We start from the raw sequence: 14,439 nt of genomic DNA on the forward strand, positions 1-14,439 counted from the left end.
CTAGTCTCGCAATCTTGTATTTTTATTAGTAAGAAAGTCCAGGGTTAAAGAAACCAGCTAGTACCCCAACAAACGCAATGACAACCAAGAGAAGCATAACTTTGATAGGTGATAAGTTTTTCTTAGCCATCAACCACCAGCAAAGAACGATGAAGATAGCTGTCAATAAACCAGGGTACACAGAATCTAATTGATTTTGAAGAATCAAATATGGTTTTTTAGGATTACCTAATTGGAAAGATGTTTTCACAGATACCCAAGTAGCTGCTACACCACCGATAACCATACCACCAATGATACCAATCGCCTTACGAATGGCTTGACCTTGTGCACCAACAAGAAATTCAACTGCCTTATCTCCAAGTTCATAACCTTTAAAATAAGCAAATTTCATCCCAAAGTAAGCAAGCAAGTTCCAAACTACAGTGTAGAAAATAGCTCCAGCAGGAGAACCATCCGTGGATAGTCCCAAAGCAATGCCCAATAGTACAGGAATTAAAGTACCGACAACAAGTGAGTCACCAATACCTGCTACAGGCCCCATCAAACCAGCACGCATACCATTGATTGTTTCATCATCAACAGATTCACCATTTGCACGAGCTTCTTCAAGACCTGCTGTAATTCCGACAATCAATGTCCCTAATTGTGGCTCAGTATTAAAGAATGCAGTGTAAGTTTGCATTGGTGCTTTTTGATCTTCTTTATTTGGATACAATTCTTCTACGATTGGAAGCATAGAAGTCAAATAACCAAATGTTTGCATGTGTTCTTGAGAGAAACAAGTTAAGTGACCATAGTACCAGTGGTGGAAAGATTTGGTTAAAGTTTTTTTGGAAATTTTACGTTTTTCAGCCATCTTAGATATCCTCCTCTTCATCGTCATCAAATCCAGCACCTGCTACTACTGCTGATGAAGCTTTAATTTTTGCCATATCAATTTCAAAGAAAATAAGTGCAAAGATAAGTGATACTACAGCAGTAGCTACTAGGTTAAGACCAAGTGATGCTGCCAAAGTAAATCCAACAAAGAATGGAACAAAGTCAGTCACTTTATCAACCAATTGTTTTAGCAAGATTGCAATCCCCACACATGGAAGAAGTGCACCAACTGTAAAGAGAGTTTTCATTGCAATGCCATCCATAGGAAGAGCTTCTTGCAATGCAGTTACAGCACTCGCACCTAATTTACACATAATCAATGTTGGGATGAATGAGAAGATTACATGTGAAATCCAAGGATAGAGCCAGTCTACTTTATAAAGTTTTTTATAGTTTCCTTCTTCAACAGCTTTCCAACCAATATGCTGCCAAGCCAAGTTCAATGTGGCAGTTCCGTAAAATAATACAGTACCAATTGTACCTACAAGAGTCCCCATTGATTTAGCAAGGTTTGCTGCTTCTTCAGATGAAGCGCTGATACCTTGAGCATGAATGGCAACCATTGCAAGTGGGATACCAATATAAGATACCGCACGTACGTCTGCTGAAACAGTGCCACCAGGAGTAACTAAGGCAATGTAAACCAATTGCATGGCAACGCCACAGATCACACCTGTCTTAACATCACCAAGAATAAGTCCACAGACGAGACCTCCGACAAGCGGACGACCTAAAGTGTAGTTACCGATACTTGAGCCACCCAAACCAGGCATTGATGCTAAACAGGCAAACAATCCTAGGAGCGCAGCTTGAAACCAAGAAATAGTCATAAGAATTTCTCCATTCTAAAAATTAAAGTATGTTTTAACCTTGTGTTGAGTATTGACTTAGTAGCCAAATTTTGATTTAAAATCTGACCAGTAACCAATTGACACATCTGGTAATAATTGGAATTTTACGCGATATCCAGCTTTTTCAATAGCCTCAATAGCTTCGGCTTCATCAGGAGTGATTGATTGGTTATTACCAAGTTTAATAGCTCCTGGTCTATCGTTAGCAGGACCAACAATAATTTCTTTAACATCACTTGGAACAAATCCTTGATCAACCAATAATTTCTTCATATCAATTGGGTTTTTAGTGATGACAAAGTAACGTGTATCCGAATCTAAAACTTTTTGTGATTTTTCACCGAAAGCATCAACGGTCCAAACAAAAGTTTTTTTATCAGCTGCAGCTCCTTTATAGGCTTGAGTCAAAACTTTGTTGCTTGCTGCAGCGTCATTAACTGCAATCAATCCATCACATGGATATTCTTTTGCCCAACGTGTTACAGTTTGACCATGAATCATACGGTCGTCAATGCGTACAAATGAAACTACCATTTTTTTACCTCGAATGCTCAGCATTCTTTCCCTTCTTTATTTTTTTATGTCTTAAATATCGTCGTCATCAGATTCTTCTGATTGAATTTTAAATTCTTGTAAAGCTGCTGAAGCTTCTGGCAAAACAGCTTGAACAAAGTCAGTGCCATCCAGAACATCTTTCATCATAACAGATGTTATAGCCATTGGAAGATTCATGCCTCCAAGAATAGTTGCTGAACTCAAAAGACCTTTTTCCTCTAAAATATCACAAGCAGTTGTCAATGGACTACCGCCAACAATATCTGCTAGGACAACAACTTGATCTTCAGCCGTTAAAGCAGAAATTGCTTGACGGAATTCACTTGCAAAATCATCAACAGATTTTCCATTTTGCAAGCCAGTTGCAATAACTGAATCCATCTTATCTTCTGCAAACATTGCCAATGAATTTTTAAGTCCTTTAGCAAAGTCACCATGACTAACAAGTATTAGATACTTCATAAAAGATTCCCTCCTTCTTTCTACACTAGTTTACGCTTTTTGACATCGTTTTCAAAGTGTTCAAAATCATCACTTCCAATGACATTTGTAACACATTTTAGTGACATTTGTCACCGTACCAAAAAAGCCTTATCAGCGAAGCACATTTTACTACCAATAAGACTTTATATTTCATAATAATTTAGATTTTATTTAGTAATTAGCACTTGGCCGAATGTGACATAGGGAAGAAGCGACCTCCTACAGAGTTCCATCCTTTTTGGCAAACCAACACCTCCTTTGATTTTTAATTTCTAAGCTGAGTCTGCTACCACTCTTCTATTTCTCAGTAACAGACTTTGATAGTCTCTCCCCAGAGTATCAAAGTCTAGTGGACATTTTCACCTCTGTGGAAGGTACTAGTTATGGCGACTTCGTCGCTTGTAATAATTACAAAAAATACCAATAATGGAACATTGTGAAACGAAAGGAAATAAATTGTCACACTGAGACGAGGTTGGGACAAAAATATCTCAAACTTCTTTTTTTTTGATAGCAATAACAGATTGACGCAGTGGTTGATTGGAAGTCCTAAACCCTTACTGCGCAATCGTTAGCGGCTATCCTATACGAATGTGATGAACGTCGTTCATCTTATTTCCAACCTCCAAAGGTCTTCCAGACCTTCGGAGCTGTGCGGAGGTGGGACAGAAGTCAATTTCTTCGAAATCATGACTTCTGTCCCACTCTCATTTTAAAACGAAATTATAATTATTAGTTCCGAAGCTCTCGGCTGAGTTCCTCTTGAATTTCACCTAAATCACTGTCAATGCTATCTTTTGACAAAGATTGACCAATTAGATAGTCTGCTCTTTCGATTAAATCATTATAAGAGGGAAAATTAGGAGGAGCTTGAGCAGATTCTAAAATATGATTTAAGGTTCTAGACGATAAAGCTGATGTTCCAAAAGTATCGTTTTGTAATATTTCGGAACTTTTCTGACTTGTCATGACAGATTTTAAAACTGAGGCTCCTTGTGACTGGGCGAAAAGATCTTGCTGAGTTTGTTCATCTGCGCTTAACATTTTCAAAAATTCCCATGCTAATTGTGGTTGCTTTGTTTTCGATGAAATACCAAATAGAGACGTCTGCATTTCAGTTGATTTTACAGTAGGCTTACGTGGCATTTCGATACAACTCCATGAAAAGGAAGAATATTTTAAAACATGATAGGGATAAGGTTTATAAGTGCGGTATTCAGCAAGTGTCATAGGCATAAAAGCAACTTTTCCTTTATCAAAATCACTTGGCGCAACCGTATAGTTCCCTGACAATTTTTCCAATTGATGGTACCAAGTAAGAACATCTCGTATCTGAGTTGTATTTATATCCACTTGACTACCATCATTAAGAAATAAAGATATCCCGTTAGCAGCAACCGCATTTTTCCAACTGTAACCGACTGTACCAAATTGATCAATGACCCCGTCTCCATCTGTATCTTTGGTTAATCTCTGACAGAGCTGAAAAAACTCTTCCGTAGTCCAGCCAGATTGTGGTATCTCAATTCCTTGAGATTCTAATAAATCACGATTGATACACATTAATATTGGATTACTCTCAAATGGAAGAGCATATGAGACATCTCTGTATTGACCCGCTTTGATACTAGCAGTATAATACATGCTAGTATCAATTGTGCGACGAATATTTTTTTCTAAATTAAGAAGCGATCCTGTAGATGCTAAAAGGTTAAAGTCATTCTCAGGTATAATAAAAACATCTGGTTGACTCCCTTGTACAATTCGATCTGAGAGCCAATCTGAATAAGCTTCTTTTGTAATGCCACTCTCATATTTGACCCTTACATTTGGATGACCTTCTTCAAAACGTTTAATAACATCATCCAAAAGAGTATTTTCTTGACCACTAGGAACATCCCAGCTACTGCCTGCATAGATACCAATTGATAAAACTTTTGGAGAGGTCCATTTTAGGTATCCAAAAATTAGTATCGCAATGATAAGAGCGCACAGAAAAATAATAAGTTTAATATGTCTTTTAAATCTAATCATTGTAATTTCTAGTCGTTACTCCAGTTTGAACAGCCCAAATGGCAAGCTGAGTTCTATCTCGTAGTTCAAGTTTTGCCAAACAATGCGATAAATAATTTCGAACAGTCCCCTCAGATAAATACAACTTCACTGCAATTTCTTTATTCGATAAACCATTTCCAATCTGCTGAATAATGCGCCACTCAGCTTTTGACAATGTTTTTATTGCCTCTTCGTTAACTTTTAAACAATTAGAAGTTTGTGGTGTAATTTGAGAAAATAATTTAAAAACTTTACTTGCTATATCCGGATTAAGCATTGCATTCCCACTATTTACCGTCAGTATCGCTTGGTGTAAATCTTTTGTTGAAATTCCTTTTAAAATATAACCTGATGCTCCATATTGCAAAGCACTGAAAATAAATTCATCATCATCAAAAGTCGTCAGAATAATAACTTTAACATCTGGAAAATTCTGTTTAACAAATTTAGTACAAACAACACCATCCATATTTGGCATTCGGATATCCATTAAAATAACATCAACTTCTTGTTTTTTGAGATGTTCTAAAACTTCTAGACCATCACCTGCCGTGGCTACCACTTCAATGTCTGGATAAGCAGACAATACAATACTAATAGAATCACGAATCAGCTCTTGATCATCTGCAACTAAGACTTTTATCATAATTCTTCCCCTTTACGTTTTGGTATAAAAACAGTCGTTTGAAAGCCATTTCGGCTATCAAATTGTATCTGACCACCTATAACTGCTAATCTTTCTTGCATTTGGGTTAAGCCATAGCCATATTTAATGTTTTTACAACCAATACCATCATCATTAATTGTAATAACGAAGTTATTTTCTTTACTATACATACCGATTTCAACATGATCTGCATGGCCATGACGGAGTGAGTTTGTTACAGATTCTTGGATGAGTCTAAATATCAAATCTTCTTTTGCTGTATCTAAATCAACTTTTTGCCAATGATAATCTAGAGTAATAGTCATTTTAGAAAGATTCTCATAGTCTTCAATCAATTTCAAAAGTGCTTCTTTTAAACTACCTCGTTCTAAAGCACCTGGACGGAGTTTTTCTAGCGAACGGCGAACATCTTGGATGCCATCTCTAACAACAGTTGAAACACTAATAAGTTGTCTTTTAGCGTGTTCCTTATCCAAATCTAATAAGACTAGGACTGCGTCAATCCCAGCTGAAATTCCAGTTAGAGCATGCCCCAAAGTATCATGAATTTCCCTAGCAATGCGTTTTCTTTCCCTATCTTCTGCCATTTTCTCTGCTAAAGCAATATAATCTTCTAAATGATTATTGGCACGATCAGCCATCCGTAGTTCTTCTTCGATTTTATGATTTTCAGAAACGGAGTACATGATAAACATGACTAAAGAGAGAATAAACACAACCATATTGATGGTTGTCAAACCATTTTTGATAAACAATAAGATAAATTGATATTGAAAGGGAACGAAACTAATATAAGTATCTAGAGATGGGAGCGGAATAAGAATTGATAGCAAATCAAAATTAGATAACAATAACACGCCAAAACTGATGACAATAAATACTGCCCAATAGCGCTGACTTTTCATACTGTAAAAATCTGTATAACTATAAAAAATATCAGAAAAAACTAATAAAATCAGGCCATTATATGAAAATTGCATGGATGAAATCGTTATAATCAGTAACATTATTTCAACAACTGCCATCCAATCTCTATAATCTGAATCAGCAACCAGTAATTGATGCCGCCAGGTTATAACGACTAATAGCAATCCAAAGAAAACTAATGTATACCAAAACATGGTATCGGGCGAACTAGGGATGACTTCAAGTTTTTCTAAAAGTTGGTGACTCAGTTCTTGCTCTATAATATATCGAGTTGAAAATAGATAGACAGAAACAGTAAAAAGAACAGCCAGAATGTTGATGACAACCAAAATAACATCTAGTATTTTAGCATATCTCTGATAACGTAAACTATTCATCATTGCCACCCAGAAATATTGAATGCTTTAATATTATCTTTAGTCACGAGAGTTACAGGTACAACAATATTGTTCCTAAACGGTAAATGCTCCGCTAACCTATAACTGGCTCTGGCGGCCTCCTCCCCAATAGTATGGGGAGATTGGGCAACTGTCGCTTGAACATCATCAGTAGTTTCTAATAGCATTTTAACATTAGGTGAACCATCTACACCATAAACAGTAATGTTATCTAAATTAGCAACTTCTATTGCCGCCAAAGCTCCCAGGGCACTTTGATCATTCAAAGCCATAACAGTATCAAAAAAAATTCCCGAGTCAATAACTTCCTGTACAGCAGGCATAGCAAGTTCTGTTTGTCCTCTAACTTCTTTAGAAGCTACAATATGGTAATCCTTATGACCACTTAAAGTATCAACAAAGCCTTTTATTCTATCACTACCAGAAACAGTTGTTGCATGCTCTAACAGTAAGATTTCTGCACTAGATTTTGTTGCTAAAAGATTCTCAGCACACATCACCCCTGCCTTATAGTTATCAGAAAGAATAGTCGTGTTTGCTATGGTAGAATCTGTTAGGCGACTATCTACAGCGACAACTGAAATTCCTTTATGTCTGGCTTCTTTTAATTTGGCAATAATGGAAGCACTACTACTGTCTACAGGATTAATAATGATGACATCACAATTTTCTCTGATAAAGTAATCAAGCTGTTCTACTTGTTTTTCAACATTCAGAGATGGATCACGTAATATTAGGATGTCTCCACTCTCATCTACTTCTTTCTTGATTTCAGAATGAAGGGCCTTGTAGAAGTCATTGTTCATGGTCATATAGGTCGCACCAATTTTAACACGTTCATCATTCAAGGGTTGAAATTTATAGAGAATATATAGACTGCTAATACAGCAAAGAAAAATAATTGATAGCAAAACGCCTAACCAATGTTTTCTAACTCGTTTCATACTGCACTTTCAACTTTCTATAACAACTCTTCTAAAATCTCTGCTATTCCATCATGATTGTGGTCACTTGTTACTTGTCCAATCATTTCTTGAACTTCTTTAGGACCATTAGCCATGACAAAACCTTTACCTACAGCTTTAAGCATATCTAAATCATTGTAATTATCACCAAAAGCAATCGTATCAGCCATCTCAATTCCATAATGCTGAGCAAATAAGGTGACAGCTCTGCCTTTTTCAATACCTGAAGCCATAACTTCAATATAGTATGGTAAAGAGCGCGCAATGGAAAGCTGAGGAAACAGCTGTTTTAACTTATCTTCAAGAGTAACAATAACTTCAGGTTCTCCCATTAATAGTAATTTATGAACTTCATCTAGATTTTCAATATCTTCTAGAGATACCTCAGTAGAATTTAAAGAAACAACATCTTCTTCACGAGCAATCCAAAAATTACTACGATTTTGAGAAAACCAATAACTTCCACTATAAACATTCCAAGCCACATCAGGTACTTGCTCTTCTAGGAAACGACAAATAGCAACTGCTTCTGACGGTGTCATTACTTTCGAATCAATCACTTTCCCACTAGCATCTTGGACTAAGGCACCATTATAAGAAATAATTGGTGTATCTGGTAAAAAATCTGATATGAGTGGCTTAATGGCCTCTGGCATACGTGCTGAAACTGGTACAAACATATGTCCACTTTTTACTGCCAATATCAGCACTTTTCGTGTTCTAGGTGTTACGACTAGATCTTTATTGATTAATGTACCGTCAATATCACTAAAAATAATTGTCATTGTGTTTCTCCTAAAAATCACTTACATTTACAATTACCAATATCCTTAATTGACTATAGTATACCATTTTATGAAAAGGTTTTCTAGAGTCCAAATATCAATTACAATGACATTTGGGTTGTGAGTTGTATAATAAAATCTCCCCCCCTTATTTGTTTGAGAGGGAGATGTTATGTAGTTTAGCAATTATTGATTTTGTTTACGTTTCAAACCAACAATTGATAGGAATGCTCCTAAAAGTGTAAGCAGGCCTAATCCAAAAGCAGAATCTGTGCCATCATTTGTTTTAGGTAGAGTTCCTTCTGTCTTAATTTCATTAAAGGAGACAGGATTAATCACTCTGCTATCCATATGCAACATAGGTGATAAACTGTCTTTATCAGCGTTGTAGTCTTGAGATAGATTTTCTGGATGGAATTGTTCTGAAGTATCAACTTCTACATTATTAGTGATTTCTTGATTTTTAGAACCTACTTGGTCATCTAGTTCATCATTTAGTTCAGGTTTCGATTGTATTTTTGAATTAAGGTCAGTCACCAAGAAATTTTGAATATCTAATTGTCCGTCCCAAAGTCCCAAACCAACAAATGGCTTGTTAAAGGATTCTTCAACAGATTCAAACTTGTAAACTAGAAATTCTTTCCCATCTACAGATACTTTGATTGTATCCAATGTTTTAATAACATCAATATGATGATAAATACCATCATTGATTGCTACATCCATTGGGACTTCCTGAATAGTATCCCCATAAAAACGATAGAGTCGAACATTATTTCTATCTCCAAATTGAACGGCATATGCATTAGCTGGATCGCTACTTGCAGCAGCTAAAAAGAGGTTAACAATTCCTTTCGTGTACTTAATGTCAACGCCCATTTTATACTCACTAAATGGCAAGACTTGCGTATTCATATAAGCATCGTTAGCAGATTGGTTAGTATCAGAAAGTGTCTCACCATCAATATACCATTTACCACCAACAGCTTTCAAAGCCGGTAAATTGGTGTTAAAATTATCCTCAAAAAGATCAATCATAAAGTCTTCGTATAGAGATGGATTTTCTTTAGAAGTTGCCCGAACAAGAACCTGACCTTTTTTAAGTCCTGTTAACACAGCCTTGTTACCTTCTATAGATAAAGAAGCAATGCTACTGTCACTCACTGTCCATGCTAAATCTTGAGAAGCGACTGCTGGCATGATGTACGCCTTAAGAGGCAATTTCTCTCCCACTGTCACTCGAGTCACTTTTGGACTAGCTGCAATGACATCAAGTGCTGTCGTCACCTCTTTTTTATTTTTCCAAATGCTTGTCAATGGGTAAAGAGCAATATCTGCCTTAGAGCTATCTCCTTCTGAGAAAACATTTACCCCAAGGCTAGTAGGAGAAGGGAAAATTTGGTTTGCTCCTGCTACCGTGTTGCCTTTAGCAAATACTTCCACACTTGATCGGTCTACAAAAAGATGTAAATCAATACTACCATCTGCATGACGAGTTACTTTTTGTTGGTCAATTTGAGCAAATTTATTGGTCAAAATAATCCCAGATTGACTTCTATCAATAGAAAGCATTTCAGTAGCCATATCATAAACCACTTTTGTCGCTTCATCATCACCTACACGTAATTTAAAACCTAGGCGGCTTGTATTTTCACCTGGTTTGAAGTGAGCGACAATTTCATAAGTATCTCCAACAAATTCTTTGAACAAGTCATTAGTCTCAGTAACTGTTGCATTGGTATATGTAATAGCCTTACTAACTTCTCTAAGGCTTTCGTACGCTTTAATAGGTGTCTGAGTTAAGACATAACGGTCACCATCTTTTTTAAGTCCCAAAGATAAATTTAGATTAAAAGTACCATTAAAATCTTGATCAACAGTATCTGCTACAAGATTGCAATAATCATCCCAAGTGTTCATCCAGTTTAACTCAATAACTTCAGGAATCGTTGGATTTGAACTTGTTCCAAAGTCTTGAACATAGTAAGTCATCGCTGCATAAGAATCCTTACCAAAGTTCATGATTTCATCTTTGGTTCCATAGCTAGAATCTGGTATGAATCGCCATCCTCCATCAACCTGTTTAAAATCACCAACTTTATAATGGCGTCCACCACGAGAAAGGACCCATTTTAAGCTACCGTCATCTGCTTTTAACGGATATAAATCTGGACATTCCGTATGTAAATCTGGATAAGTGGATTCAACTTTCCAATCCGATAAATTATCTGAAGAGTAAATACGAAGTGGTCCGCCTGCAATTACCATAAACCACTGATTTTCCCATCGAAAAACTTTAGGGTCACGAAAATCACGGTTATTCAATGGATCATTAGACCAATCTGCAGCAATTTTATCTGATTTTTGCCAAGTCTTTCCTTCATCTGTACTATAAGCTAATTTAATACGTTGCCCTTCACCATTTACAGTAATTAAAGCAACGAGACCACCTTTTCCTTCTTCAAAAAGTCCAGAGGTGTTTTTATCATCCACTACAATAGATCCTGAGAACATAGTACCATTGGCATCTGGATAAAGCGCAATCGGCTGTTCTTCCCATGCCAATAAATCTTTGCTGGTTGCATGTGCCCAGTGCATTGGTCCCCACTTGGTATCATCATGGAACTGATAAAAGAGATGATAAGTGCCATTATAGTAAACCAATCCATTTGGATCGTTAGCCCAACCATCTTTAACAGAGTAATGGAATTGGCCACGATGAAGCTCATTGTAGTACACCTCATCTGCTTGACGACGGTGAACATTGAGACGATAAGTCAAATTAACAGGTTGACCAGACGCTGTTAGGAGTTGGCTTGTAACAGTAAAATAATTTGCACCTACTTCCAGTGGAATATTTTTCAAATCATTATAAACAACGCCCTTAGAATCTTGAACAGTTACCGTTGTCCCAGCTTGCTTAGATAATACTTCTAAATTTACCGTTTTTGCATCATTTTTCACATATTGAATATGCGTTGCTTCTTTTTGGAAAAACTGACCTTTGTTTTCAACAGTTCCTTCTGCTGATGTTACTACAATATCTTCAATGAATGGTAGTTCTGAGTCCCTCAATGATGTATAAAAGGTATTTTGGAAAATCATCTCACCATTCCAGTTTAGCAAGCCAAAATAGCCTTCTGAGATTGAGGTTGTTTGCCCTTTGTCATTTCTTTGAAGAGTAAAGTCACTCAAATTGGCAATTAATTCATCATTAACATAGTAAGACAACCATTCATCCGTAGCCACTACTTTTAAATGGTATTTATTATCTGGAGTAGCTGTCACTTCTTTATCATCTATAAGATTCGCTTCGGCCCAGCGCCATAGTCTTGCTTTACGACTATTAGCATCTAAATTTACTGTATAATTTTTTAGATTATCAGGATTATTATTTGAACGGAAAGTCAAGGAGGCTGCTCCTTCATTTTTTAAGAAAGTTACATCTGTTTCAAAAATAAAGTTTTTCCCTTGTGATTCAGTATAAAGAAAGTTATCCCCTTTACCAACAGCATTGCTATAAAGTCCATCTTCTTGTACTTTCCAGACCTCATCATCATACGACAAGTTTTCAAGGTTAGTCTGATAGCCAGTTGTAGCTGGTGTTACAGCAGTCCTTGAAGGCTCTTTAGTGTCAGTCACTACCAATTTGGGCTCGCTATCTTCTTCAGTGTTGACAGGATTAACCTCTGTTTCAGATGGTGCTGTCTCTAATTCTCCTTCTTCAGAAATAGCCTCTTCAGAGGTACTAACAGCTAATTCCGTTGTAGATGTCTCTGCCAAAACTTCGTTCTTTGGTTCTTCCTTAACAAGTGGCTCACTAACTTCTGGTTCTGATTGGACAACCAGTGGTTCTGAGTTTGTAGATACTGCTGTTTCAGCTGCAACATGCTCGACTGAATTTGCTAGTAGCAAAGCAGTCAATAAAGCGGAACAACCATAAACCCAAATTTTTCCACGTTTGTGCATATACCAGTTTTTACATTGCATTTCTGATAAGAACTTCATAGTTATTTCTCCTTATAAATTTCTCTCCATCATATAGGAAGCGTTTTCAATCTATATTTTCATTATATACTGCCAAAAATTTATATTCAATAGACAGATGTCACTGAAAATGATGACATCTGTCATGTCTTATCTAGATATTAGTTCTAAATTAAAAACGAGGATTTCTCCTCGCTTTTAATTGATTATCACAGTTTTAAAACACATTGCTATATTAATTAAAATTAAAAAAGTATGTCTTCGAGGCAGTAGTTATAATTCCATTATTACTCCATTTGTATATTATAGAAGATGTTTTTTATAAAGCAACCTTACTCTTTTCGTAGCAAATACCCTCTTACCTGGCTAATGAAGTATAACGATCCCGTAACCACATAGAGAGTTTTGGGAGCTAGATTACCAGCAACGGAGTTAATCCATAATTTATAATCTTCAATCCGAGAGTATTCATCTGGATACTGTTCTAATTTGAGACTATTTGGATAGTCAAAACTCGTAACCGTTAAGCTATCAAACAGGGAAAGTTGTTTGAGCATCGTTGTAATAGGCTTTGTATCAATAGCTGCAAATAGGATATGAATGTGATAATCAGAATAATTTTCTTTCAAAAGATCAACTAAAACAGCAATACTTTCATCATTATGAGCCCCGTCAATCATGAGATTATCACGCATCAATTCGGTTCGTCCCAACCAACGTGCTTGAGCTAAAGCTTTCCTTATGACCTCTAGATTGATTTTTGAAAAAGCTGGCGCTAACAAGAAACTCGTCATCATAGCTAGACTAGCGTTAGCCACTTGGTGTTGTCCAGGCATTGCAAGTCGAACTGCTGACAATTGTAGGTCTTCGTAAGAAAAGTCAAAAGCAGAGCTTTTCCCAAAAGCAAAAAAATCTTTATTTAATTGGTAAGTTGGACATGATAGTTTCTCAGACGTTTCTTTAAAAACCTCCAACACTTCTGCCTTATCCTCAGCAAATATAAAAGGAACCCCTTTTTTGAGAACTCCAACTTTTTGAGTAGCAATTTCTCGATACGTATTGCCAAGAATGTTTTGGTGGTCAAGACCAATCGAGGGGCAAACAACTGCAAGTGGTGTAAACACATTGGTCGAATCGTGGAGCCCACCTAGACCAGCTTCAATAACCGCAATGTCAACAGGGTGCATTTGTCCAAAATAGACAAACATCATCGTTGTAATGATTTCAAACTCAGTTGCAGATTTTAAATCTGTTTCAAGAGGAAGACGATCGACAACAGGTTTTATAATCTCAGCCAATTTGACCAAATCTTCCTTAGAAATCATTTCTCCATTTACAGAAATACGTTCTCTAAAGTCCATGATGTAAGGGGAAGTAAAAGTACCAACTTCATAGCCGGCTGTGGTAAAAATATTTTGGAGATAATTTGTTGTAGAACCTTTGCCATTTGTACCTACAACATGAATACCTTTAAGTTTTTTCTGAGGATTGCCAAGTTCATTGAGCATCCATTCCATACGTTTCACGCCGGGTTTGATTCCAAATTTTAATTGACCGTGAATCCAGTCCAATGTCTCTTCATAAGTCATATATTTCATAGTTTTAGTATAGCAAAAAGACTAGCACTAGGCTAGTCTTCTAAAATTCAATTAGAATTTTTTGCGTTTACGCGCTGCTTCGGATTTACGTTTACGTTTTACAGATGGTTTTTCATAGTGCTCACGTTTACGAGCCTCTTGAAGAGTACCAGCTTTAGTAACCGCACGTTTGAAACGACGAAGTGCATCGTCTAAAGATTCATTTTTACGAACGACTGTTTTTGACATAGATTTCACCTCCTCAAGATAATGTAACGATTGATTTACGTTCTCAATTATTTTAACA

General features: G+C 36.4%; 12 protein-coding genes. All 12 read right to left on the reverse strand.

Annotated features, from left to right (window positions below):
* Window positions 1-25: 25 nt before the first annotated feature.
* The 12 genes from GZ996_RS05055 to rpsU all read right to left on the reverse strand — a co-directional run bounded on the left by GZ996_RS05055 (window position 26) and on the right by rpsU (window position 14,381).
* Complete coding sequence (locus tag GZ996_RS05055) at window positions 26-859, reverse strand: PTS system mannose/fructose/sorbose family transporter subunit IID (protein WP_156805246.1); 834 nt, start codon at window positions 857-859, stop codon at window positions 26-28.
* 1 nt (window position 860) lies between these two features.
* Complete coding sequence (locus GZ996_RS05060) at window positions 861-1,712, reverse strand: PTS mannose/fructose/sorbose/N-acetylgalactosamine transporter subunit IIC (protein ID WP_162011479.1); 852 nt, start codon at window positions 1,710-1,712, stop codon at window positions 861-863.
* Window positions 1,713-1,769: 57 nt separating this feature from the next.
* Window positions 1,770-2,267 (reverse strand): PTS system mannose/fructose/N-acetylgalactosamine-transporter subunit IIB, encoded by a 498-nt coding sequence (locus tag GZ996_RS05065; RefSeq protein WP_161978931.1) that lies wholly within the window; start codon window positions 2,265-2,267, stop codon window positions 1,770-1,772.
* Between the two features lie 51 nt (window positions 2,268-2,318).
* On the reverse strand, window positions 2,319-2,750 hold the full coding sequence (locus GZ996_RS05070) for a PTS sugar transporter subunit IIA (RefSeq protein ID WP_156805249.1): 432 nt from the start codon (window positions 2,748-2,750) through the stop codon (window positions 2,319-2,321).
* A 753-nt stretch (window positions 2,751-3,503) separates the two neighbouring features.
* Window positions 3,504-4,805, reverse strand: coding sequence for an ABC transporter substrate-binding protein (locus GZ996_RS05075; protein WP_162011480.1), 1,302 nt, complete (start codon window positions 4,803-4,805; stop codon window positions 3,504-3,506).
* A complete protein-coding gene (locus tag GZ996_RS05080) occupies window positions 4,798-5,472 on the reverse strand; it encodes a response regulator transcription factor (RefSeq protein ID WP_156805251.1) in 675 nt (224 codons plus the stop codon). Before GZ996_RS05080 ends, GZ996_RS05075 begins: the two co-directional genes overlap by 8 nt.
* Entirely contained in the window at window positions 5,469-6,797 is a 1,329-nt protein-coding gene (locus GZ996_RS05085; protein WP_161980645.1) for a sensor histidine kinase, read from the reverse strand. Before GZ996_RS05085 ends, GZ996_RS05080 begins: the two co-directional genes overlap by 4 nt.
* Window positions 6,797-7,762 (reverse strand): substrate-binding domain-containing protein, encoded by a 966-nt coding sequence (locus tag GZ996_RS05090; RefSeq protein WP_161978442.1) that lies wholly within the window; start codon window positions 7,760-7,762, stop codon window positions 6,797-6,799. Before GZ996_RS05090 ends, GZ996_RS05085 begins: the two co-directional genes overlap by 1 nt.
* Window positions 7,763-7,779: 17 nt before the next feature.
* Window positions 7,780-8,568, reverse strand: a complete 789-nt coding sequence (locus GZ996_RS05095) for a Cof-type HAD-IIB family hydrolase (RefSeq protein ID WP_161978443.1) — start codon at window positions 8,566-8,568, stop codon at window positions 7,780-7,782.
* Window positions 8,569-8,754: 186 nt separating this feature from the next.
* On the reverse strand, window positions 8,755-12,576 hold the full coding sequence (locus tag GZ996_RS05100) for a GH32 C-terminal domain-containing protein (protein ID WP_162011481.1): 3,822 nt from the start codon (window positions 12,574-12,576) through the stop codon (window positions 8,755-8,757).
* 311 nt (window positions 12,577-12,887) lie between these two features.
* On the reverse strand, window positions 12,888-14,144 hold the full coding sequence (locus GZ996_RS05105) for a bifunctional folylpolyglutamate synthase/dihydrofolate synthase (protein WP_162011490.1): 1,257 nt from the start codon (window positions 14,142-14,144) through the stop codon (window positions 12,888-12,890).
* 60 nt (window positions 14,145-14,204) lie between these two features.
* Window positions 14,205-14,381 (reverse strand): 30S ribosomal protein S21, encoded by a 177-nt coding sequence (gene rpsU, locus GZ996_RS05110; protein ID WP_027973330.1) that lies wholly within the window; start codon window positions 14,379-14,381, stop codon window positions 14,205-14,207.
* Window positions 14,382-14,439 lie beyond the last annotated feature (58 nt).

The organism is Streptococcus sp. S784/96/1 (assembly GCF_902729355.1).
Lineage (GTDB): Bacteria > Bacillota > Bacilli > Lactobacillales > Streptococcaceae > Streptococcus > Streptococcus caledonicus.